Source organism: Thermosynechococcus sp. FA-CM-4201, from assembly GCF_054689355.1.
The window spans coordinates 1,672,593-1,695,245 of the sequence record NZ_CP079920.1; the positions used below are offsets into that span (position 1 = coordinate 1,672,593).

General features: G+C 54.6%; 21 protein-coding genes. 13 read left to right on the forward strand and 8 right to left on the reverse strand.

All coding sequences use genetic code 11. From position 1 onward, the window contains the following. Positions 1-107: 107 nt before the first annotated feature. The 7 genes from KV190_RS08150 to KV190_RS08180 form a co-directional block, all read right to left on the reverse strand. Positions 108-2,528, reverse strand: a complete 2,421-nt coding sequence (locus tag KV190_RS08150; protein WP_460192745.1) for a GH116 family glycosyl hydrolase — start codon at positions 2,526-2,528, stop codon at positions 108-110. After that, on the reverse strand, positions 2,504-2,896 hold the full coding sequence (locus KV190_RS08155) for a Fur family transcriptional regulator (protein WP_460192746.1): 393 nt from the start codon (positions 2,894-2,896) through the stop codon (positions 2,504-2,506). The genes KV190_RS08150 and KV190_RS08155 overlap by 25 nt, the downstream gene beginning before the upstream one ends. 62 nt (positions 2,897-2,958) lie before the next feature. Beyond that, positions 2,959-3,549: a class I SAM-dependent methyltransferase gene (locus KV190_RS08160; RefSeq protein ID WP_460192747.1), complete on the reverse strand. Its 591-nt coding sequence runs from the start codon at positions 3,547-3,549 to the stop codon at positions 2,959-2,961. 109 nt (positions 3,550-3,658) lie between these two features. Continuing rightward, positions 3,659-3,880 (reverse strand): type II toxin-antitoxin system HicA family toxin, encoded by a 222-nt coding sequence (locus tag KV190_RS08165; RefSeq protein WP_460192748.1) that lies wholly within the window; start codon positions 3,878-3,880, stop codon positions 3,659-3,661. Between the two features lie 34 nt (positions 3,881-3,914). After that, positions 3,915-4,121, reverse strand: coding sequence for a type II toxin-antitoxin system HicB family antitoxin (locus tag KV190_RS08170; protein ID WP_460192749.1), 207 nt, complete (start codon positions 4,119-4,121; stop codon positions 3,915-3,917). Between the two features lie 17 nt (positions 4,122-4,138). Continuing rightward, positions 4,139-5,449, reverse strand: a complete 1,311-nt coding sequence (locus KV190_RS08175) for a bifunctional folylpolyglutamate synthase/dihydrofolate synthase (RefSeq protein ID WP_460192750.1) — start codon at positions 5,447-5,449, stop codon at positions 4,139-4,141. Further along, positions 5,419-6,051: an MORN repeat-containing protein gene (locus tag KV190_RS08180; protein ID WP_460192751.1), complete on the reverse strand. Its 633-nt coding sequence runs from the start codon at positions 6,049-6,051 to the stop codon at positions 5,419-5,421. The genes KV190_RS08175 and KV190_RS08180 overlap by 31 nt, the downstream gene beginning before the upstream one ends. A 245-nt stretch (positions 6,052-6,296) precedes the next feature. Between KV190_RS08180 and KV190_RS08185 the strand changes: the two genes are divergently transcribed. The 6 genes from KV190_RS08185 to purU all read left to right on the forward strand — a co-directional run bounded on the left by KV190_RS08185 (position 6,297) and on the right by purU (position 14,761). Then, the gene (locus KV190_RS08185) at positions 6,297-7,820 is read left to right on the forward strand and encodes an ammonium transporter (protein ID WP_460192753.1); all 1,524 of its coding nucleotides are present in this window, start codon (positions 6,297-6,299) and stop codon (positions 7,818-7,820) included. Between the two features lie 34 nt (positions 7,821-7,854). Then, positions 7,855-8,616 carry a carbohydrate ABC transporter permease gene (locus KV190_RS08190; protein WP_460192754.1) on the forward strand — a complete coding sequence of 254 codons (762 nt, stop codon included), beginning with the start codon at positions 7,855-7,857 and terminating at the stop codon, positions 8,614-8,616. 187 nt (positions 8,617-8,803) lie between these two features. Further along, positions 8,804-9,115 carry a co-chaperone GroES gene (gene groES / locus KV190_RS08195; RefSeq protein WP_149820030.1) on the forward strand — a complete coding sequence of 104 codons (312 nt, stop codon included), beginning with the start codon at positions 8,804-8,806 and terminating at the stop codon, positions 9,113-9,115. A 68-nt stretch (positions 9,116-9,183) separates the two neighbouring features. Continuing rightward, positions 9,184-10,821: a chaperonin GroEL gene (groL, locus tag KV190_RS08200; RefSeq protein ID WP_460192755.1), complete on the forward strand. Its 1,638-nt coding sequence runs from the start codon at positions 9,184-9,186 to the stop codon at positions 10,819-10,821. Between the two features lie 174 nt (positions 10,822-10,995). Continuing rightward, positions 10,996-13,857: an excinuclease ABC subunit UvrA gene (uvrA, locus tag KV190_RS08205; protein WP_460192756.1), complete on the forward strand. Its 2,862-nt coding sequence runs from the start codon at positions 10,996-10,998 to the stop codon at positions 13,855-13,857. A 28-nt stretch (positions 13,858-13,885) separates the two neighbouring features. Further along, complete coding sequence (gene purU / locus KV190_RS08210) at positions 13,886-14,761, forward strand: formyltetrahydrofolate deformylase (RefSeq protein WP_460192757.1); 876 nt, start codon at positions 13,886-13,888, stop codon at positions 14,759-14,761. A gap of 3 nt (positions 14,762-14,764) precedes the next feature. Here purU and KV190_RS08215 read toward each other — a convergent pair whose 3' ends face one another. Continuing rightward, positions 14,765-14,917 carry a hypothetical protein gene (locus KV190_RS08215; RefSeq protein ID WP_460192758.1) on the reverse strand — a complete coding sequence of 51 codons (153 nt, stop codon included), beginning with the start codon at positions 14,915-14,917 and terminating at the stop codon, positions 14,765-14,767. Between the two features lie 225 nt (positions 14,918-15,142). Here KV190_RS08215 and KV190_RS08220 point away from each other — a divergent pair, with 225 nt between their 5' ends. From KV190_RS08220 to KV190_RS08250, 7 genes are read left to right on the forward strand one after another with little or no spacing between them, the layout of a single operon-like run. Continuing rightward, entirely contained in the window at positions 15,143-15,415 is a 273-nt protein-coding gene (locus KV190_RS08220) for an RNA recognition motif domain-containing protein (protein WP_149820749.1), read from the forward strand. Between the two features lie 39 nt (positions 15,416-15,454). Further along, entirely contained in the window at positions 15,455-16,006 is a 552-nt protein-coding gene (locus tag KV190_RS08225; RefSeq protein ID WP_460192759.1) for a DUF3172 domain-containing protein, read from the forward strand. A 9-nt stretch (positions 16,007-16,015) separates the two neighbouring features. After that, a complete protein-coding gene (locus KV190_RS08230) occupies positions 16,016-16,819 on the forward strand; it encodes an MlaE family lipid ABC transporter permease subunit (protein WP_460192760.1) in 804 nt (267 codons plus the stop codon). Positions 16,820-16,830: 11 nt separating this feature from the next. After that, positions 16,831-17,211, forward strand: a complete 381-nt coding sequence (locus KV190_RS08235) for a DUF1818 family protein (RefSeq protein WP_460192761.1) — start codon at positions 16,831-16,833, stop codon at positions 17,209-17,211. Positions 17,212-17,241: 30 nt separating this feature from the next. Next, the gene (locus KV190_RS08240; protein ID WP_460192762.1) at positions 17,242-20,130 is read left to right on the forward strand and encodes a GAF domain-containing protein; all 2,889 of its coding nucleotides are present in this window, start codon (positions 17,242-17,244) and stop codon (positions 20,128-20,130) included. Beyond that, entirely contained in the window at positions 20,127-21,917 is a 1,791-nt protein-coding gene (feoB, locus tag KV190_RS08245; protein WP_460192763.1) for a ferrous iron transport protein B, read from the forward strand. Before KV190_RS08240 ends, feoB begins: the two co-directional genes overlap by 4 nt. Continuing rightward, entirely contained in the window at positions 21,917-22,648 is a 732-nt protein-coding gene (locus tag KV190_RS08250; protein WP_460192764.1) for a precorrin-2 C(20)-methyltransferase, read from the forward strand. The genes feoB and KV190_RS08250 overlap by 1 nt, the downstream gene beginning before the upstream one ends. The last annotated feature ends 5 nt before the right edge of the window (positions 22,649-22,653 follow it).

Genomic DNA, 22,653 nt, shown 5'->3' on the forward strand with positions numbered 1-22,653 from the left:
AAGAAGTGGCTGTTGACGCGCTACCCCCTATCATAGACGGGCAGCCCATTGGTCACCATTGTCGCGGCTTCACAAAATGCAACAATGTAAAATAGGTTACAAAATTTTTAGGTGGATCGTGATCCCCGACTGACGAGAGCCAGTGCCCAGATGGCCATGGGGCGCAGGTACATACAAGCACGGAAGGTACCATTAGCGGTAATCGCCTCGGGCGTACGAAATTGCAGGCCATTTTCGTAGATTTGGCGTACCACCACCTCGGCTAAGCGCCATGCTTCGTGGGTCATTCCCCGCTGCCACAAAAAGGCGGCCAAGCCAAAGTTAATCCCTGTCCAGACTTCGAGGGGATGGGTAGCGTGGGGGTTTTCGGGTTGACCATTGGGCAACAGACCATTGGCGGCACCGAACTGGCCATTGTGAAATTCCAAAAAACAGGTGTCGTAAATTTTCCGCAGGGCGCGATCGCAACAGTCTGGGGGCACAATATCCGCTAAGCCCAAGAGTTGGGCATAAAACTGGCCACACAGTTGATCCGCCATGATCACATCGGAACCACTGCCGGTATCGAGACGATAGTACTCGCCATTCCACAGCAGTTGATGGTAGCGGGGGCGAGCTTGCTGGAGCCACTGGCGGTAGGTCTCCACCTGCGGTTGTTGGAGAATCGTGCCGAGGGCGATCGCCGCCTCAAGGGCTGCCAACCACAAGCCACCACAGTAGGCACTGACCCCCTGTAGTTTCCAGTCATCGTAGGTTTGATCCGGGGCACCACCATTTTCTGGCAGGCCATCGCCATCGTGGTCAAATTGTTTCAAATAGGCCAAGGCTGCCACCACAGCCGGCCAACACTCACGGGCAAAGTCGAGATCTGTGCCTCCAGTAAAGAAAAAGTCCCGATAGACCAAGAGCACAAAATCCGAGGCCAAGTCTTTCCAGAGATTACAGTCTTGGTAGGCCGTGTAATTGGTCTTTTCCCAAGGGTGCTCATTGGGGGCACCCAGATCGTGGGGTACGGCATTGGCCAGTTTACGGGGTGCTTTGTAGGCGGTTTCGGGATCACCGCGATAGAAGTAGCCAATAATTCTCAGGGTTGCATCCGCTGTTGGAATCGCCCGCGCAAAGGCACGCATCACGGATTTTTCCAGTTCGGGCCACAGTTGCAGCAGGGCAAAGGAGCCATAGAGCCGCACATCAAGACTTTCATACCAGCGGTAGTCAAGGCATTCTAAAACGGCAAACTGCCCCAGCGGATCGCGATCGCTGGCCGCACTCCAGAGGCTCCCGCCACTACTGAGAACGTATAGCTCATTACACAGTGCCATCTTGAACCAGTCGGGCCAATCGGGGTGGTTGAGGATCGGTGCTTGCCACGTGCGAATCTGCTCCTGCCATCGGGCATAGGCGGCGAGGCCTTGGGCAGCAAGGGGCACGGCATTGGTACCTCGGCGATCGCAAAAATCCGTGTAGCGACGGTAATAGATTACCCCCTTACCAAACTCAGTCACGGGAAAGTCCCACGCCAAGACCACGGGAATTTGTTTGGTTTCTCTTGGTGCCAAGGCAAAGCGCAGGGCAAAGGCGGCGGCTACCTGTTCTCCCGCTGCTGCTGGGGTTGGATCATTGACAATCGGTAGGGAACCATCCCTAGAAAATGGTTGCCACAGCTCTGCCCCATCCCCCTCTGGCTGCCAGCGACTACAGCCAAAAAACTCACCCAGGCCTGTGGGAACCAATGCTGCCCATTCGCCATCGCCTTCTTGGGGTGGGTTTGGGTGGGGCGTACGGCGCAGTCGCCAACCTTGATAGGACTCCGTTTGAATCAATTCATTAAAATTGCCGTCACTTTCACCCCAGCAAGGCGTGTAGGTATAGACCGGGCTGCCATCATCACGGATTTCAATGGCAGAGGAAGGGGTGGTATTGCGAAACCAACCGACGGTATTTTGCCACGAGAACATCAAGCTTAGGGTGAGGGGCTGATCCGTGGGATTGCTGAACGTCCACAGAAACACCGCCACGGGGTAACTGGTTTCTTGGTAGTTGTGGGGCAGAATCGGTGAAAACTGTTCGCAGGTAATCTGGGCGCTAAAGACCCCCTCATAGACAAACCAACTGCGGGGGTAGCGGGCAGCGTAGAGACCTTTGCCAGCCGGATACCATTGCCAAGTGCTAAGGCGGCCATCGTTGGGTTGAGTCCCTAGGGCGTAGGCTTGTGTCTGCTCTCCCTGCTCAAAAAGACTAAATTGACAGGCGGGCAGGGTGCCAAAGAGGTGCTCGCCACCATCAAGGTGCCAAAGGTTAAAGTCGCCGGCGGGGGAACGGCCAATACAGCCCGCGCCAAAGCCACCAAGGGGCATGCCATGCCAAGGGCCATCGTCTAAATTGCTGGCATAGCGAACGCGATAGGGATTTTCCCAGCCTTGGGCGATCGCCCGAGTCCAAGCACAGTTGGCAAATTCAATCACACCACTTTCCGAAGACGCGCCTGATCCAGAATACCGCTTCAGCGCTGCGCCATCACTTGGCACTTGGCACAGAGGCCAAAAAACTCAAGGGTATGGTAAAAAATCTCAAAGTGGTGGGACTGCCGTAGCTCAGTTTCTAAATGCTGCACCGGACAGTGATCAATGGTTACTGACGTGCCACACTGCAAACAGGTGAGATAGTGTTGATCCTGCTGCACCAAGCTATAGACCAGTTCGCCGCTCGGCAAGGGGCGGGCTTGCACCTCACCATTGATGCGGAGATGATCTAGGGTGCGATAAACCGTTGCCAGACCTAGGGGCGTATGTCGTTGCCGCAGTTCTAAAAAAAGCTCTTGTGCCGAGAGCGATCGGCCACTGGCTCTAAGGGCATCGAGAATAATGACTTGGCTACGGGTGCGTCGCGGCGGCATAGCAGTAGGACAACATTACCTTGATTTTACCGTTCCGCTTGCGGCTGCAATTAGGTGAGAGATCAGAACTTGCGGCCAATCAGTTGGATCACCCAGCCTCGCCCGCGATGGCCTTGACCCTCATGGATGTCCCGCTGGATTTCAACGGCATGGAGCCACTCCAGACCCGTCAGTTCTCTCTTCATTTCCTCTAAATCGTGCAGCAGTTCTAGGGTGGGGGGTCCCCCTGTGCCCATCCCCAGTTGTTTCTTGCTGTAGGTCTCACTGAGATAGAGGCCTTGGGGCTTGAGGGCTTTGACAATGCGCTGGTTGACTAATGTGCGCAGCTCTGGCGGCAGATGGCAAAAAATGGCAATAATCCCATCCCAGGCATTTTCACCAAGGTCAAAATCCCGCAGATCGCAGTGATGGGTGGTAATGGAGACGCCCCGTTCTTGAGCAAGGCGCTGCGCTTTCGCCAGTCCCACTTGGGACGCATCCACAGCCGTGACGGCATATCCCTGTTGAGCAAGATAGACGGCATTACGCCCTTCCCCTTCGGCGAGGGAGAGAATTTGCCCTTGGGGCACAAAGTCATGGGCATGGGCTTTGAGGAAGTCGTTTGGCTCCGTGCCGTAGAAATAAGTGTCTCCTTGAAAGCGAGTGTCCCACATAAATATCGGTTCTTTTTGACATTGCGACTAATCAGGTCTCAGACGAGACATTCGTGCTATCTTCAAATTGAATTGATATTACAGGCTTTTTCGCAATGATTCACAACGCTCAAAGCAATTTTATAAATTCATCTACACTGAGGTCAGCCTGTCTAATAATTGCCCGCAAAGTTCCCGTATCCAACTCTTTGTGGTCAGGCACAACGACTTGGGTGAAAGGATAATCACGACGCAGGATCATGTGACTGCCCTCTTGTCGTTTTAGATAAAATCCAATTTGACTAAGTGCTTTCAAGCATTGCCTTCCAGAAATTCTGGGCAGTCTGCTCATCGGAAAATCTCCAAGATACCCCACACGGAGAGCGTTAGACAGCAACTACTAGAGTTTCAAAGCGTTCTTCAGGTACGGGTAAGCCATCTTCTTCAAGAGCAGCAATATACCCTCGAATTGCTTCTTTAATATTGGTAAGCGCTTCTCCTTTTGTCTTGCCTTGACTGATACAGCCGGGCAAGCTTGGGCATTCAGCTACCCAGTAACCATCTTGGCCGGGATAGATAATGACTTGTCTCACTGCGCACCTCCAGTTTTCTACAATCTAATTGCTTGAGAATCTTTGCTTGCGATCGCCCCCAAAACGCGAGCAATTAAGTAAAGGGAGCCACAGACCACACAGCGATCGCCCGCCCTATCCAGTGCCTCAGTCACATCCATAAAAAGGCGGCATTCCCCTAACTCAGGGCAACAGGTGTAGGCAAGTGCCTTCAAGTCCTCTAAGTCAGCGCTAGCGTGATCCGGTACAGGCACCAACCACAGGCGATCGCCCCCTCGCAGGAGATGTTTGAGAATCCCCTCATGATCCTTATTGGCTAGCATCCCCACCACCCATGTCACCTCTGTCCAGCCCAGTTGATCCACGTATTGCCGTAGGTAGGCAGCCGCAGGAGCATTGTGGGCACCATCAATGAGCAGTTTGCGCCCTTGCCACTGTAACCATTGCAGTCGTCCTGGCCAGCGGGTTTGTGCCATTCCCTGTTGAATCGCTTCTCGGGAAATCTGCCAGCCTTGAGATTGTAACTGTTGTAGGGTGGCGATCGCGATCGCTGAATTGGTTAACTGCATCTCTCCCGCCAAAGGCAAGGGGTACTCGATGCCACCCCAGGTCGCCCACCCAGCCCGATCAGCACACCACTGCGCCGGTTCTGGCCAGACCGCTGGGCACGCCAAGGCTTCTAGACGCTGGGCAATCACCCCCTGTGCCTCGGGGGGAACAGGACCAATAACGGCGGGTACACCCTGCTTGAGAATGCCAGCCTTTTCGCCCGCGATCGCCCCCAAGGTATTGCCCAACCGCTGCCAATGATCCCACCCAATAGAGGTAATCACACTCACCAAAGGGGGCCGACACACATTCGTGGCATCCAAGCGTCCCCCCAAGCCCACCTCCATCACTGCCAGCTCCACCTGTTGCTGGGCAAAATACAGCCATGCCGCCGCCGTGACCACTTCAAACTGACTCGGGGGATAAGCCACCTGTGGCAGTACCGCTTCAATTTGTTGAATTAAGGTCAAAAAGACTTCAGGGGCAATGGGTTCACCATCGACACAAATACGCTCACACCAACTCAACAGATGAGGCGAAGTATAACGCCCCGTTCGATAGCCCGCCGCCCGCAACACACTATCCAAATAGGCACACACCGAGCCTTTGCCATTTGTCCCCGCAACGTGGATCAAGGGCACCTGTAACTGGGGAGACCCCAAAGCACTCAGCAGCGCTTGGATGGGTTCAAGGCCAAGGCGCACCCCAAAGCGGGCGTAGGGACTTAGCGCCGCCGTCAGCGGATCACTCACAGCCCGATTGAAGCGGATTAGCGGGGTTCGCGGCGACCATTGCGCCATGTGGCCACAATGCGGGAGCCATCCGGTAGCGTAAAGACCCCCTGTCCTTCAAATAAGCCATTGCGAAACTGTCCGGCATAGCTTGTGCCATCCCCGAAGGAGAGCGTTCCAGTTCCATGATACTTGCCCGCTAGAAACTGCCCCTCATAGCGGGTACCGTCAGGAAAGGTGAGTACCCCCTCCCCATGGTATTGACCGTTGAGAAACGTGCCCTCGTAGCGTTGACCATTGGCCAGTTGGAGCGTGCCCTTGCCATTGAAGATGCCATCCACAAAGCCCCCTTCGTAGCGTCCGCCATCGGCATAGGTGAGCACCCCCTGACCGTGGTAGCGACCATTGCGAAATTCCCCTTCGTAGCGGTTGCCATTGGCCATTGTGAGGATACCTTGGCCATTAAAGCGACCATTGAGCAATTCCCCTTTGTAGGTGCTGCCGTCGGGCAGTGTCATGGTGACGTCCCCGGTGACCCGCCGCCCTTCATAGACGGCAATTTGAGCAGTGACAGGAGCTAAGTGCAGGGTTGCACATCCTAAACCAACAAGGCAAGAACTCATCACCCAGCGGTAAATAACAGCAGGATTTGGGTGGTACAGATGAGTCATTACTGGACACTCCACAAGGGTGGACAATTGCAACTTCTCTAACTGGCACAGCTTGCCCCCTATGCAAAATTGAGTGTGGAGACCCAAGTTTTTGTATCGTGGAATACATATCGCCAAGGGTCGATTCAGGGATGATCAATTTATTTGTGCCAAACTTTGCACTTAAACCCTAAGATTTTCCTAGGGATTTTGGCCGGGGGTTACAAGTTCCAACTGTTTTCTTTGTAGATTGGACATCTGCACCTATGAAACTGCGTTCTGTCTTGCGCCGGGGGTTACGTCTTCAGCATCCTCTGACTCAGATTCTCTATCTCCCTACTCGCCGCACGCTATTGACCTTTGCGGTGATGATTGGCTTGCTGAGTGCAACAGCCGCATTGGGGCAAGATACTGCCGCTTCAGCAGCGGTTCCGGAAAAGGTGCAGGTGGCGCTCAACACGCTCTGGGTGATTTTTGCGGGTGTGTTGGTGTTTTTTATGAATGCTGGCTTTGGCATGTTGGAGACAGGCTTTTGCCGTGCCAAAAATGCAGTGAACCTACTCTCAAAGAACCTGATTGTCTTTGCCCTTTCGAGTATTTCCTATTGGGCAATTGGTTTTGCCCTGATGTTTGGCGATGGCAATGGGGTCTTGGGCACGAGTGGTTTCTTTTTGCTCGGTGCCGATAATAGTCCAGCCACTGACGAAGCCTATCGGGGAGTTTATGGTTCCTTGAGTTGGGCGGCGGTGCCCCTCTCTGCTAAGTTTTTCTTTCAACTAGTGTTTGCGGGAACAGCAGCCACGATTGTTTCCGGGGCAGTGGCGGAGCGGATTAAGTTCTATGCCTTCTTTATCTTCAGCTTGCTGCTGGTGGGGATTTCCTATCCGATTACGGGTCACTGGATCTGGGGTGGCGGTTGGCTGCAACAGCTAGGCATGTGGGATTTTGCCGGTTCTACGGTGGTGCACTCTGTAGGTGGATGGGCAGCATTGATGGGGGCAGCTCTCCTAGGGCCGCGTTTGGGTCGCTTTCTGCCCGATGGGTCGGTGGCGGCAATTCCCGGACACAATTTTGCGATCGCCACCCTAGGTTGTCTGATCCTCTGGCTGGGTTGGTTTGGCTTTAATCCGGGGTCAACGATGACTGCAGATCCGGAAGCGATTGCCCACATTGTCGTGACCACGAATATGGCGGCAGCTTTTGGGGGCGTCACCGCAACAGTGGTTTCCACACTCTACTTTGGTAAGCCCGACCTTTCGATGATCATCAATGGCATTCTGGCGGGATTAGTGGCCATCACAGCCCCCTGTGCCTTTGTCACCATTGAGAGTGCGGCCTTAATCGGCATTATTGCCGGGATCATTATTGTCTTTTCGGTGGTGACGATTGACCGCCTGAAAATTGATGATCCAGTGGGAGCCATTTCCGTACACTTGGTCAATGGCATCTGGGGTACTTTGGCTGTGGGTCTCTTTGCTGATGGGCCGGGGCGCTTTTACGAAGCTGGAGAAGGGCCTCTGAAGGGATTGCTCTGGAGTGGTGACTTTACCCAGTTGGGGCACCAATTAGTGGGGATACTGGCGGTGGGCGGGTTTACCGTTGCCTTTAGTACAGCGGCTTGGTTACTGCTGAATGCTACCATTGGTATCCGCGTTTCGCCGGAAGAGGAAATCGAGGGATTGGATATTGGCGAGCATGGTATGGAGGCCTATGCGGGCTTCCTTTTCCGCGAAGAAGTCAAAGGATTTGTGGATTTGCTAAAACGGATGTCCGGCAGTGGTCGCTCCTAGGGTAGGCGTAACGATCCTACTGACACTGGGGGCGTTGCTGGTTCTCAGCCCCCTACTGGTGGTGCTCTGTACGTCGGGCTGGCCACCGGGAACCCTACCTACCCAATTGTTGCCGCCCCAAGGCTGGACATGGCAGAGCTATCAGGCAGCATGGCAGCAGGGACACTTTATCTTGGCCTTTGCCAACTCAACCTTTGTGGCCTTGGCGGTAACGGCACTCCAGTTGCTGACCTCAGCCCTAGCGGGTTACGCCCTTGCCCGACTTTCGTTTCCGGGGCAACAGACGATGTTGCTGCTGATGCTGGCAACCCTAGTGATCCCATTTCAACTTTTGGTGATCCCAATTTTTCTCATCCTCAAGGCGGGTCATCTGATCAATACCTATGGCGCCTTGATCTTGCCGACGGCAGCCAATGGCTTTGGCGTCTTTTTGATGCGGCAGTTTTTTCTCACATTGCCCGTTGCCCTTGAGGAAGCAGCCCTCTTGGATGGGGCAAATCGCTGGCAAGTGCTCTGGCATATTCTCTTGCCCCTGAGCCGACCGGCCTTGGTCACGCTCTTTATTTTCACCTTCATTGGGGAGTGGAATGATCTCTTTAAGCCCTTGGTCTTTACCACCAAGCCAGAGCTGATCACGGTGCAGCTTTCCTTGGCCAATTTTCAGGAGCAGTTCACCAATGATTGGCCGTTGATGATGGCGGCGGCGGTGATTGCCACTGTGCCAGTGATGATTTTGTTTATTTTAGGTCAGCGGCAACTGATTCGCGGCATTGCCACCACGGGGCTAAAGAGCTAAAGTGCCGTTCGGAAAACCGTACTGCAACAGGAGTTGCGATCGCCAACCGTCTCTCGCTACATTAGCACTCGAAGGGTGAGAGTGCTAAACAACTGTAAGTGATGCTCTTGCCCCCCAGAAACTGCGCGATGAGCCGTGCAGTGAGTGCTATCAATCCATACTCTTACAATTGGGAGAACAGTACGCTATGGCAGCCGTATCTCTAAGCGTTTCAACTGTGAAGCCTTTGGGCGATCGCATTTTTGTCAAAGTCAGCGAAAGTGAAGAACGTACTGCAGGGGGTATCCTTCTGCCCGACAACGCCCGTGAAAAACCCCAAGTGGGTGAAGTGACCGCCGTGGGTCCCGGCAAACTCACTGAAGACGGCAAGCGTCAGCCCATGGATGTGAAAGTGGGGGACAAAGTGCTGTACTCCAAATATGCCGGTACCGAAGTGAAACTGGCGGGCGAAGACTACGTTCTCCTCTCGGAAAAAGACATCTTGGCCATTGTTGGCTAAGTCGCTGACACTCCTTCATTTCTGTGCGATTTTTCATCACTGTTGAACGATTGAGGTAGGAAACACATATGGCGAAGCGCATTATCTACAACGAAAATGCTCGTCGTGCCCTCGAAAAAGGGATGGACATCTTGGCTGAATCCGTGGCCGTGACCCTTGGTCCGAAAGGGCGGAACGTGGTCCTGGAGAAAAAATTTGGGGCGCCGCAAATTGTCAATGATGGTGTCACCATTGCTAAAGAAATCGAACTCGAAGATCACATTGAAAATACCGGTGTGGCTCTGATCCGCCAAGCCGCCTCGAAAACCAATGATGCGGCCGGTGACGGTACCACTACGGCAACGGTTCTTGCCCATGCCATGGTGAAAGAGGGGCTGCGCAACGTTGCTGCCGGTGCTAACCCCATTGCCCTGAAACGCGGGATTGACAAAGCCACCCACTTCCTCGTTGAAAAAATTGCTGAACACGCCCGTCCGGTGGAAGATTCCAAAGCTATTGCCCAAGTGGCGGCGATCTCTGCCGGTAACGATGAAGAAGTGGGCCGGATGATTGCCGATGCCATGGACAAAGTGGGCAAAGAAGGCGTGATCTCCCTCGAAGAAGGCAAATCCATGACCACCGAACTCGAGGTCACTGAGGGGATGCGCTTTGACAAGGGCTATATCTCCCCCTACTTTGCCACCGACACCGAGCGCATGGAAGCGGTGCTCGATGAACCCTTCGTGCTGATCACCGACAAGAAAATTACCCTGGTGCAAGATCTGGTGCCGATCCTCGAACAAGTGGCTCGCGCCGGTAAGCCCCTGGTGATCATTGCTGAAGACATCGAGAAAGAAGCCTTGGCGACCCTCGTGGTCAACCGTCTGCGCGGTGTCTTGAATGTGGCTGCGGTGAAAGCTCCTGGCTTTGGCGATCGCCGTAAAGCGATGCTCGAAGATATTGCCGTCCTGACAGCGGGTCAAGTGATCACCGAAGATGCCGGTCTGAAGCTGGAAAATGCCAAGCTAGATATGCTCGGTAAAGCTCGCCGCATCACGATCACCAAAGATCACACCACGATTGTGGCCGAAGGCAATGAAAAAGCCGTCAAAGCTCGCTGCGAGCAAATCCGTCGCCAAATCGAAGAAACCGACTCCAGCTACGACAAAGAAAAACTGCAAGAGCGGTTGGCCAAGCTGGCCGGTGGTGTGGCGGTGATTAAAGTCGGTGCTGCCACTGAAACCGAAATGAAAGATCGCAAACTCCGTCTGGAAGATGCGATTAACGCCACCAAAGCCGCTGTCGAAGAGGGGATTGTCCCCGGTGGCGGTACCACCTTGGCTCACTTGGCGCCTGAGTTGAGCAACTGGGCGGCTGAGCACCTGACGGGTGAAGAACTGATTGGTGCCAACATTGTTGAGCGTGCCCTCAGCGCTCCCCTGCGTCGCATTGCTGAAAACGCGGGTCAAAACGGTGCCATCATTGTCGAACGGGTCAAAGAAAAACCCTTCGATGTGGGTTATGATGCCGCCAAAGATGAATATGTCAATATGTTCGATGCGGGTATCGTTGACCCTGCCAAAGTCACCCGCTCGGCTCTGCAAAATGCGGCCTCCATTGCCGGTATGGTGCTGACCACCGAGTGCATCATCGTTGACAAACCCGAACCCAAGGACAACAATCCTGCGGGTGCCGGTGCCGGCATGGGCGGTGACTTCGACTACTAAGCCCAATCCATCGGTGAATCCCTCAGACTCACTGGGTTCACCGCAAGTAACCTAAGTCACACTCAGAGCGGGGAAACCACACCCCGCTTTTTTATTGCGTGGCGCCAAACGGGTCTGGCAGCGTTGCTATAATAACCCTCAACGTAACGTTTTTTAACATTCACAGTTTGCAGCATGGGCGATCCAGTGCCTACGGGTGAAATTCGGGTTCGGGGTGCACGGCAGCATAATCTGAAAAACATTGACCTCGACCTCCCCCGCGATCGCCTGATTGTGATGACGGGGGTTTCTGGTTCCGGCAAGTCCTCTCTGGCCTTTGACACGATTTTTGCTGAAGGGCAACGCCGCTATGTGGAGTCCCTAAGTGCCTATGCGCGGCAATTCCTCGGCCAGTTGGATAAGCCCGATGTGGATGCCATTGAGGGGCTAAGTCCAGCAATTTCCATTGATCAAAAGTCCACTTCCCACAATCCTCGCTCGACGGTGGGCACAGTCACGGAAATCTATGACTACCTGCGGCTGCTCTATGGCCGTGCCGGTGAACCCCATTGCCCCCATTGCGATCGCTCGATTCGCCCCCAAACCATTGATGAGATGGTGGATCAGGTGATGCAGTTGCCGCCGCAGACCCGCTTTCAAGTCTTGGCTCCCATTGTCAAGGGTAAGAAGGGCACCCACAAGAAGCTGCTATCGAGTCTAGCCAGTGAGGGCTTTGTGCGGGTTCGCATTGATGGCGAGGTGCGCGACCTCAGTGATGCCATTGAACTGGATAAAAACCATGCCCACACGCTTGAAATTGTGGTCGATCGCCTTGTGCTGAAGCCGGGGATTGAGGAACGCTTAGGGGATTCCTTGCGAACGGCGTTGCACCATGCCAACGGTACGGCAATGGTCAGTGTGGTGCCCCGTGAGGGTGAGGCTGAGGGGCGAACCCTGCTATTTTCCGAAAATTTTGCCTGCCCGGAGCATGGGGCGGTAATGGATGAGCTATCCCCTCGGCTCTTTTCCTTTAACTCCCCCTATGGTGCCTGTCCAGAGTGTCATGGCTTGGGCTATTTGCGCAAATTTAGCCCGGAGTTGATTGTCCCCAATCCTGAACTCCCCGTCTATCTGGCGATCGCCCCCTGGGCCGAGAAAGAACACGACTACTACCTTGCTCTCCTCTGTGGCATTGCCGAGGCCTTTGGCTTTGACATCAATACACCGTGGTACCGCCTGACGGAGTTGCAACGGGAAATCATCCTCTACGGCACTGACACCCCCATTCTTATCCCCGCTGATTCCCGCTACCGCAAACGGGACTACTACCGCCAATTTCAAGGGGTGATCCCAATTTTGGAGCGGCAGTACCGCGAGGCCACCTCCGATGCCTACCGCCAAAAGCTGGAAGAGTACCAAGTCAATCAAACCTGCCCCGCCTGTGGGGGTCAACGCCTGAAACCTGCTGCCCTCGCAGTGCGCTTGGGGCAATATCGCCTCACGGATCTCACTAGTGTCTCGATTCGTGAGTGTTTGGCACGGCTGCGATCGCTCCAACTAAGCGCCCGCCAACAGCAGATTGCGGAACTGGCTCTACGGGAAGTCACAGCGCGGTTGCAGTTTCTGGTGGATGTGGGGCTAGATTACCTGACGCTGGATCGCAGTGCGGCTACCCTCTCTGGCGGTGAAGCCCAACGCATTCGCTTGGCCACCCAAATTGGCTCTGGCCTGACGGGGGTGCTCTATGTCCTCGATGAACCCAGTATTGGCCTGCACCAGCGGGATAACGATCGCCTGCTGCAAACGCTGTTTCGCCTGCGGGACTTGGGGAATACACTGATTGTGGTCGAACACGATGAGGACACGATCCGCGCTGCCGATCATATTGTGGATATTGGCCCAGGGGCAGGGATCCACGGTGGCCAGATTGTGGCTCAAGGCAGCCTAGAGGCGATTCTCAACCATCCCGACTCACTGACGGGAGCTTATCTATCGGGGCGCAAGCGCATTGAAACCCCCAGCGATCGCCGACCGGGGAATGGCCAATCCCTGATTCTCAAAAAGGTCTGCCGCAACAACCTCAAGGACATCACAGTAGAAATTCCCTTGGGCAAGCTGGTGTGTCTGACGGGGGTATCGGGGTCGGGGAAATCCACCCTCATGCACGAAGTGCTCTATCCTGCCCTACAGCACCATCTCGGTCACAGTGTGCCGCTCCCCAAGGAACTGGGGCAGATCGAAGGCTTGCATGCCATTGATAAAGTGATTGTCATTGACCAGTCCCCCATTGGTCGGACGCCGCGCTCGAACCCTGCTACCTACATTGGCGTGTTTGATGTCATCCGTGAGGTCTTTAGCCAAACCGTTGAGGCCAAGGCACGGGGCTACAAGCCGGGGCAATTTTCCTTCAATATCAAGGGGGGTCGCTGTGAAGCCTGCGGCGGCCAAGGGGTCAATGTTATTGAGATGAACTTTCTGCCCGATGTCTATGTGCAGTGTGAGGTGTGCAAGGGGGCACGCTACAACCGCGATACGCTGCAAGTGAAGTACAAGGGCTGCTCGATCGCCGATGTTTTGGATATGACCGCCGAGACGGCACTGACCTTTTTTGAAAATATCCCCAAGGCGGTGAGCAAACTGCAAACCCTCGTGGATGTGGGCTTGGGCTATCTGAAACTGGGACAAACCGCCCCTACCCTCTCTGGGGGGGAAGCCCAACGCCTCAAATTAGCGGCTGAACTGTCGCGCCGCGCCACGGGCAAAACCCTCTACCTGATTGATGAGCCAACCACAGGGCTGTCCTTTTACGATGTGCATAAACTCCTCGAGGTGTTGCAGCGGCTGGTGGACAAGGGCAATTCGATTCTGGTGATTGAGCACAATCTAGATGTGATTCGCTGTGCCGATTGGATTATTGATCTAGGGCCAGAGGGGGGCGATCGCGGGGGAGAGGTGGTTGCCGTCGGCACCCCTGAAGCAGTGGCACTGATACCCCAATCCTACACAGGGCAGTATCTCGCCAAGGTCTTAAATCGCGCCGCTCCCAATTCGCAATAGTAGAATACAGGTTGCTCTGCCTTGCGGTGTGCCTATGCCGACGATGACCCTCTCCATTTCCTGTCCCGATCAGCGGGGACTAGTGGCCAAGTTGGCGCAGTTTGTTTATCGCTACAACGGGAACATTGTCCATGCCGACCACCACACCGATGCCGTTGCGGGCATTTTTCTCTCCCGCCTCGAGTGGGAACTAGAGGGCTTTGAGATCCCCCGCGATCAAATTGCCGCGACTTTCATCAACTATGCGCAGCGGGAAAAAGTCTTTGCCAGTTGGCAGGGGGTGCGCTGGCAGTTACGGGCATCGGATATTCCCTATCGCTTGGCCATTTGGGTGAGCCGCCAAGATCATTGCCTGTGGGATTTGCTGCTGCGACAGCAGGCGGGGGATCTCTTTGCGGAAATTCCCCTGATTATCAGTAACCATGAACATTTACGTCCCATTGCCGAGCAGTTTGGCATTGACTTTCATTATATCCCTGTAACGCCAGAGACCAAGCCCCTCGCAGAGGCCAAGGAACTGCAACTCCTCAAGGACTACAAGATTGATCTGGTAGTGCTGGCCAAGTATATGCAGGTGCTCAGTCCTGAATTTATTGAGGCCTTTCCCCAAGTGATCAACATTCACCATTCATTTTTGCCTGCCTTTGCGGGCGCGAATCCCTACCACCGTGCCTATGAGCGAGGGGTGAAAATCATTGGTGCCACGGCCCACTATGCCACAGCGGATTTAGATGAAGGGCCAATTATTGAGCAGGCGGTTGTGCACATTAGCCATCGCGATACAGTGGCGGATCTGATTCGCAAGGGCAAGGATTTGGAACGGGTGGTGTTGGCGCGGGCGGTGCGGCTGCATTTGCAAAATCGGATTCTGGTGTATGGCAATCGCACGGCGGTCTTTGCCTAGGGGCTAATCAGTTGCCTTTTTGCTGAGGAGCTTGAACTCTGGAAGCTGTTGGACAATCTGAACTGTTTCGATGCTCACTCGCACCACCCGCTTCAGTAAGTCAATAATATAGCGCGGATCTGCTGACCAGTCGTTGGGGTCATTTGGCAAAGGCAATGGGCTAGCAATTTGGCGAATCTGTCGGACTCGGCTCGAACCCTGTGCAAAGGGCTTTAGGTGACATTAAGAGAGGAATTAATTTCTTTTTAACCTTGGTATATTTTGGGGCTGATAGAAAACGTTAATTTTCTTTGCAAAGTCTTGGATTCTGTAGTCTGGATCGCATGGGTAAGGGAAAGCGAGAAGCTATGATGATTGTCAAATTGCTTCTGAGTTCGGGTTATGACACTGTACATCGGCAACCTCTCCTATGAGGCGACAGAAAACGATCTTCGCGAAGTCTTTGAGAAATATGGTGCTATTCGCCGGATTGTGTTGCCGGTGGATCGAGAAACAGGTAAACGGCGTGGCTTTGCTTTTGTCGAACTGGTGGATGAAACTCAGGAGGCCGCTGCCATTGATGATCTCGACGGTGCAACATGGCTAGGACGGGTGCTCAAGGTCAACAAGGCGAAGCCAAAACAAGCGGGGGGGCAGTCAAACCCTGCCTTCTAAGGGCATACTGGTAGGGAAGTGCTGTTCACTCTTCCTGCTATGCCTCGACGTTCGCCATCCCCACCGCGTCCGCGTCCTCAAATTCGTCGGCCTCCTCAACCAGAATCAAAGTCAGCAGTCAATACCCGTACGTTGGCAGTATTGGCAGCAGTTTTTATCATTGGCGTCGGTGTGGGTGTCACCTTTAGCAAAACCACGACCCTCAACCCTGATAACGTGGCCTCAACGCAGTTTATTGATCAGGCGGCGCCCAATCCTGATATTTGCGTGCAATTTGGCGCAAGCGCGATCGCGGTGGATACGCGGATTTTTGTGACGTTTAACCCCTTCTCGGTCTTTGTTTCCCAACCTTTCATGCAACCGGGCTGTGTGATTCGCGCCAATAACGTCGCTCTTTTAGAACAGCGACAACTGATCACGGGTGAACAATTGCGCAGTTGTCGGCAGCGGCTGAATACCTTTGGCTATGTGGGCAACTTGGAGAGTAACCCGGAAATAAGCTGTGTCTATCAGAGCACAACGGATAAAAACCTCTTCCTCAAACTCTCAGGCTTGGGTAATGGTGCTGCGGGTGAAACCAGTAATTTCTAGGACGCGACAATGAAGGCGATGAAGTGGCCACGGCTGCGCTGGCGTGCAAGTCAGGGTGTACAACGCTTGGGCACAGCCTTTCTCTTGGCGGGTCAAGTCATCTTTTATCTGGTGCGGGGGCGGATTGCTCTCCGCAACTCGATCGAGCAAATGGCTTTGGTGGGGCCTGCCTCCCTCAGTGTTGCCCTCATTACAGCGGCCTTTGTGGGCATGGTGTTTACGATTCAGGTCGCCCGTGAATTCATTACCTTTGGTGCGACCCCTGCAGTGGGTGGCGTGCTGGCGATCGCCCTTGCGCGGGAACTAGGGCCGGTGCTGACAGCGGTGGTACTCGCCGGCCGGGTTGGCTCCGCCTTTGCGGCTGAAATTGGCACCATGAAAGTCACTGAGCAAATTGATGCCCTCTATATGTTGGGCACAGATCCTGTGGATTATCTGGTGGTGCCACGGTTTATTGCCTGTGTGCTAATGTTACCCATTCTTAATATCTTGGCATTGGTGACAGGGCTGTGGGGTGGACTCATTATTGCTGAGTATCTGTACGGCATCCCCAAGAATGTCTATATTGAGTCCATTCAGAACTTTTTGCAAACTTGGGATCTCTGGAGTTCGATTATCAAGTCAGGCATTTTTGGCGGCGTGGTGGCCATCATTGGCTGCAATTGGGGCATTACAACCACCGGGGGCGCCAAGGGGGTCGGTCAATCCACCACGGCGGCTGTGGTGATCTCGCTATTGGCGATCTTTATTCTCAACTTTTTCCTGTCTTGGGCTCTCTTTGGCGGCAACAGTAGCCTCGTACCCACGTTTTAGAGGGCTAGCCTATGGAACTGCGGGTGGGGCAAGGCTGGCGGGTGGGCTGGCGCAACGATCAATCCTATGCAGGGCTGGTGGGCGCTGAGGACTGGGCAACGGAACTCACCGCAGTAGAATTCAAGGCATTTGTGGATTTATTTCGCCAACTCCACGGGCAGCTTCTGGCGATCGCCCCCGAATTGATGGCAGAGGAAATGATTACCCTCAGTGGCAGCAACGACGCTGTGCACTTGGAATTGGAGGGCTATCCCCATGCCTATAGCCTGCATCTGATTGTGTTGGGCGATCGCCGAGTTGAGGGGACATGGCCTGCCCCTGTGCCCCCAGACTTTCTCCTTGCCTGCTGTGAGTTGCAGCACAGGATTGCGGAGGGGCAAAGTTTAGAATAGAAGACATCCTTCTCGGTTGCGATCGCCCCTATGACCTCTGCCAAATCCTCGAAGGTCAGCCCCGCTTTGGCGGCACTGGTCAACACCATCAAACAGTTACAACAGCAAGAGCAAATTGGCGGACTCATTGCTCCCTTGGTGAGCTTTGTCCAAGAAACCCTCGGCATGTCCTTTGTCTGGTTGGGACTATATAATGAAGCCGCCAAACAACTCATTGGCCAAGGGGGAACCACGCCCGTTGGTGATCATCCCTTCCTCAAGCAGAAACTGACCCTTGCCGCCGGTAGCCTTCTCGATCAGGTATTGATGAACCGCAAGCCGATTAGTTTGCCCAGTCTCAAGGAGGAAGCACGTCTAGGAGAGTTGCGGGAAGCCGCCACCCGTTTGGGCATTCAAGGCACGGCCATCTATCCCATTATCCGCCATCGTCAACCCCTCGGCATTCTCATGATCGGTTCCACCACATGGGGCGATACCCTGCGGGGGGATGATTTGGCTCACATGAGCCTCTTGGTGAGTGCCCTTGGCGCAGAACTGGAACGCCTAACAGCGACGCAAGCAACGAAAGCGGCACCAGAAGCAAAGCAAGCGGCTGCTCCCACGATTACCAGTGATGACCCCGTACGCCATCTGCTTCAGGAGGCCAGCCGTGCCCCTAGTTTGGGTCAACGCATTGAAGCTCTGTTGCTGGCAGTGCACCAATTTTGTCAACCTCAACGTACCAGCCTCTTTTGGCGAGATTTGGAGCAACCCCTCTATCGGCGGCGCAGTTACACCGTTGGTAAACCCCAGAGCCGCGAGAGCCAGCGGCAACCCTTAGCCATTACACAGCAGGAGTTGGCAGGTTGTTATACTGCCCTTAGCAGCGGCCAAACCGTGAGCGTCAGCGATAGTCAAAGTGTGGTTAGTGCCACCGCACCCTTACGGCTGATGCAAATGCTGAATTGCCGCGCCCTTGTGGCAACCCCAATTTTAGTGGGCACCGATGTCGTGGGCTTTCTCACATTCGAGCGCAGTGAGCCTTACCCTTGGAATGACAACGAGAAGAAACTCCTCCAAGTTACCGCAGAACTGTTGGCCTTGGCAGCCCCCACTGAACGCCTCGAACACCTCTTGGCACAGACCCAGCATGCCCAAAGCTTGGTGAGTGAGTTGGCCCAAGCCATCTGTGATGAGCAGGACTGGAAGCGGGTGCTCCACCATGCGGGCGAAAAGTTAGCGGCAGATTTAGGGGCACAGTGGGTCTTTTTGCTAACCTATAACTCGCTGACTCAAGCGTTTGATGTCCTATTTCAGTATCCAGCGCCCCGGGGACGCGATCGCCATCCGCCCTTCCCGCCACTACAAAAAATGGATTGGCAACTGCTGGAAACGGCAACAACAGCCATTGCTCTTGAGGACTACAGCCATGAACTGCGCCTCTACTCTTGGAAAGAGGTTCTCGGCAAGCTGAATATCCAGTCTCTTCTGGTGGCAACCACCACCCCGGGCCATTCTTTGGAGGCACTGCTGTTGGTGGGGCGCACTGAACCCACAGTTTGGGGCAAAAGTCAGCAAACCCTGATACAAGAAGTGGCGCGCACCCTTGGCCTCATTAGCCATCAGTGGCAACTGCAAAACACTAATACACAGCAGGAGCAGGTGCGATCGGCGATGTTGGCGGGTCTGACGGCACTGCAACGCACCCAAAACCTCGAGCGCATTGAACTGACGGGCTTGCAGCAACTAATGAACTTGATGCAGGTGCCCCTTGTGGCCTTAGTGACTTGGCGACCCGGTCAGACGGTTGGTTCGATTGTGGCGCCGCCCCCCGGCCATCCCAAATTTGCCATTCGTAACGAGGCCGAGATTGCCATTTATGAGGATCCGCTGATCCACAGTGCCCTGATGGCCTCCCAAGCTGATGTCACCAGCAATCCCTACGCTTGGTTGATTCAGACCACAGCAGCAGAACTAGATCCGCGTACGCGGGAGTGGCTGTCAGGGCCGGAGATTGGCCAAATTTTGGCGATTGCCCTGCGCACCGACCCAGAATATGAACCTTCCGGCGTCCTGATTGTTGCCGATCGCCGCGATCGCCTGTGGTCCACCTTGCACCTAGAGGCCTTCATTACCCTTGTCAACCATTTGGCTTGGGCACACCGCAGTACCTCCCTTATTCAAATGCTCACCCAAGGCTGGCAAACCCTTGAAACCCTCAATTGGTACAAGCACCGTCGCCTTGAACAGGTCTATAGTCAACTTGCAGGTCTCTGCAATCAGTTGACGCAATGGGTTCAGCAGCACCCTCAGGCGGATCCACTGCTGCGACGCTTGGGCACACTCCTGCAAACCCAGTTGGAATCCCTCCATCCCCTCTTGAGTCATGAGGTATGGCAACTGGACAAGACGACTGACACAGCAGGCCTAGCGGTGCTCCTCAAGCGAGTGATGGATCGCATCGAAAATTGGAAGCAGCGCAAACAACTGTGGATTCAAGTTCACAATCAACCTGTCCTCACCCTCAATGGTGACATTAGCAAGCTGGAGTTAATCCTCTATGAATTGCTGCTTTTTGCCTGCCAGCGATCGCCCTCCCAAGGCCGTATTGACATCTGGTGCCAACAAATTGAAGGCATGGGTCAGGGGGGCAAAATGCAGTCTTGGCTGGAACTGTCAATCACCGACAATGGGGAAGTAGAGCCACAGTTACTCATTAAACTACACCAACTCGAACATCTCGACTGGCTTGCCCCCTCCAGCCTTGATCAGCCCCCCGGACGACACCTCAAAGTCTGCTTTAACCTGTGTCAACGCCTAGGCTACAACCTTGATATGTATAAATTAGAGGATGGCCGCTTCCTGAGTCGTCTGCTGATTCTACTGAATAATGGCGACACGGGTACCTTTGAACTGCAATCCTCACAGCCGCGCCCATGACCCTCAGCACGATCGCCCTTCTCGGCCTCCCGAACACCGGTAAATCCACATTTTTCAATCGCATTGCCGCCGCCCGTGCCCATGTAGGCAACTGGCCGGGGATTACGGTGGACTTAGCAGAAGCCGAGATTTCCCTCAATGGTGAAATGGTTAAACTGGTGGATTTGCCGGGCATCTACGATCTGGCGGGGACGGCTGCCGATGAAACCATTGTGCGTGAGTTTTTCCAGCGGGTGCCGGTGCGGCTGGTGTTGGTGATTCTCAATGCCAGTCAGATTCAGCATCAATTGCGCTTAGCCCTTCAGGTCAAGGCTTGGGGACTACCCATGGTGGTGCTCCTGAATATGGCCGATGAAGCGCGGCAACTGGGGATTCAGATTGATACCGAGAAATTGAGCGATCGCCTTGGGGTGCCCGTCGTTGCTCTCAGTGCCAAATATGGTGGTGGCTATTGGGAGGCCTACGAAACGATTTGCCATGCCCTCAAGGAGGCTCCCATTCCCCAAGACCCGCTCTTTAAGCCAACGTTGCCAGAAATTGAACCGGGGGCGATCGCGCCCCTACTGGCCGGCACCGTCACTTTTCCCAGTCGCACCGTTCGCAGACTGACAGAGCAGTTGGATCACTGGTTGCTACACCCCCTATGGGGCCTGCCCCTCTTTTTTGCGGGGCTATACCTTGTCTTTCAAGTGGTATGGGTGCTGGGTCTAGGGGTTCAAGGCTGGCTCAGTGATACCTTTGAAGCCTTTCAGGGACAGGTGCTGGAGCCATTCCTCGCGGGACTGCCCCCCTTGCTCAGTAGTTTGCTGATTGAGGGCATCTATGGCGGTATGACCACGGTGGCAGCGTTTGTGCCCTTAGTCACCATCTTCTTTATTGTGATGGCGATCGTTGAGGACAGTGGCTACCTTGCCCGTGCCGCCTACCTGATGGATGGCCTGATGGCACGCTTGGGTTTAGATGGCCGCAGTTTTGTCCTCAGCTTGATGGGCTTTGGCTGCAATGTCCCTGCCCTGATGGCCACCCGCATTATTCGCTCGCCGGGGCTGCGGCTGCTGACGATGCTGAGCATTCCCTTTTCCCTGTGTTCAGCGCGGCTACAGGTGTTTGTGTTTCTCATTGCCTGTTTGTTTCCCCCGCAGTGGGGCGCAGCCGTCCTGCTGTCCCTCTATGGCTGGAGTATTCTGGCGGCCTTGCTCACTGCCCTCTGTTTTCAGGGCTATTTCCCGAACACCGATCCCTTTTTGCTGGAGTTGCCCCCCTATCGCTGGCCAACGGGGCGACAGGTGTTTCTGCGGGCGTGGGGCGAGGTGCGGCATTTTCTCTCGCGAGCCACGGGCTTCATTATGATGGGTGTCTTGGTGGTGTGGGCATTGACCCATTTGCCCCTGAATGCAACGCCCTCAAGTCCAGAAACGTGGGCGGGTCAACTGGGGACAGCACTACAGCCGCTTTTGGCACCGGTGGGCATTACACCTGCCCTGACGATCGCCCTCATTGTCGGCTTTGTGGCCAAGGAGATTGTGATTGGCGCGTTGGCAGTGATCTATCACCTTTCGGGTACCTCGTTACAGCAGGCGATCGCCCAAGATTTAACGCCCCTGCAAGCCTACAGCTTTATGCTTTTTACTCTCCTGTACACTCCCTGTCTCAGCACCCTTGCCACCCTCTGGAGTGAATCAAAACGCGGGCAGTTTACAATTTTTGCCACCCTCTATGCCTTGGTGATGGCCTGGGTGGTGAGTGGCAGTGTCTATCAACTGGGGCACTGGTGGGGATGGGGCTAATGGCCACCCTTTGCGGCATTGGCGTAGGCCCCGGCGATCCCGAACTCATTACCCTCAAGGGTTGGCGACACCTACAGCAAGCAAGGGTGATTGCTTTTCCTGCGGGACTCCAGGGACGGCGCGGCATTGCCGAGGAGATCATTTCCCCCTACAAAGAACCGCAGCAAATTTATCTGCCCCTCGAATTCCCCTATGTCCTTGCAGAAGACGTTCTAGAACAGGCATGGCAAAAGGCAGCCGAGCAAGTCTATGCCTACCTCGCTCAGGGCACTGATGTCGTCTTTGTCTCTGAGGGGGATGTCAGTTTCTACAGTACGTTTTCCTATCTAGCGGCAGCCGTCCAGAGCCTTGACCCCCATATTGCGATTGAGGTGATTCCGGGGGTTTGCTCGCCCTTGGCAGCAGCGGCCAGTTTAGGGATGCCCCTGACCTTGGGGAGCGATCGCCTAGCGATTTTGCCAGCGATGTACCACGGCGATGACCTCGAGCGGGTGTGGGCATGGGCGGAGGTGGTGGTTTTAATGAAGGTGCGATCGGTCTATGGCCACGTCTGGCATTGGCTCAAGGAACACCACCTCTTGGAACAGGCAGCAGTGGTGAGCTGGGCAACAACGCCGCAACAGCAAATCTACACCCCCCTAACGAACTATCCAGAGTTAACCCTGCCCTACTTTTCGCTGCTCATTGTTTGGAAGCGGCGTCCCATCTTGCAGAACTTCTTGAGTGCTTAAGTCAA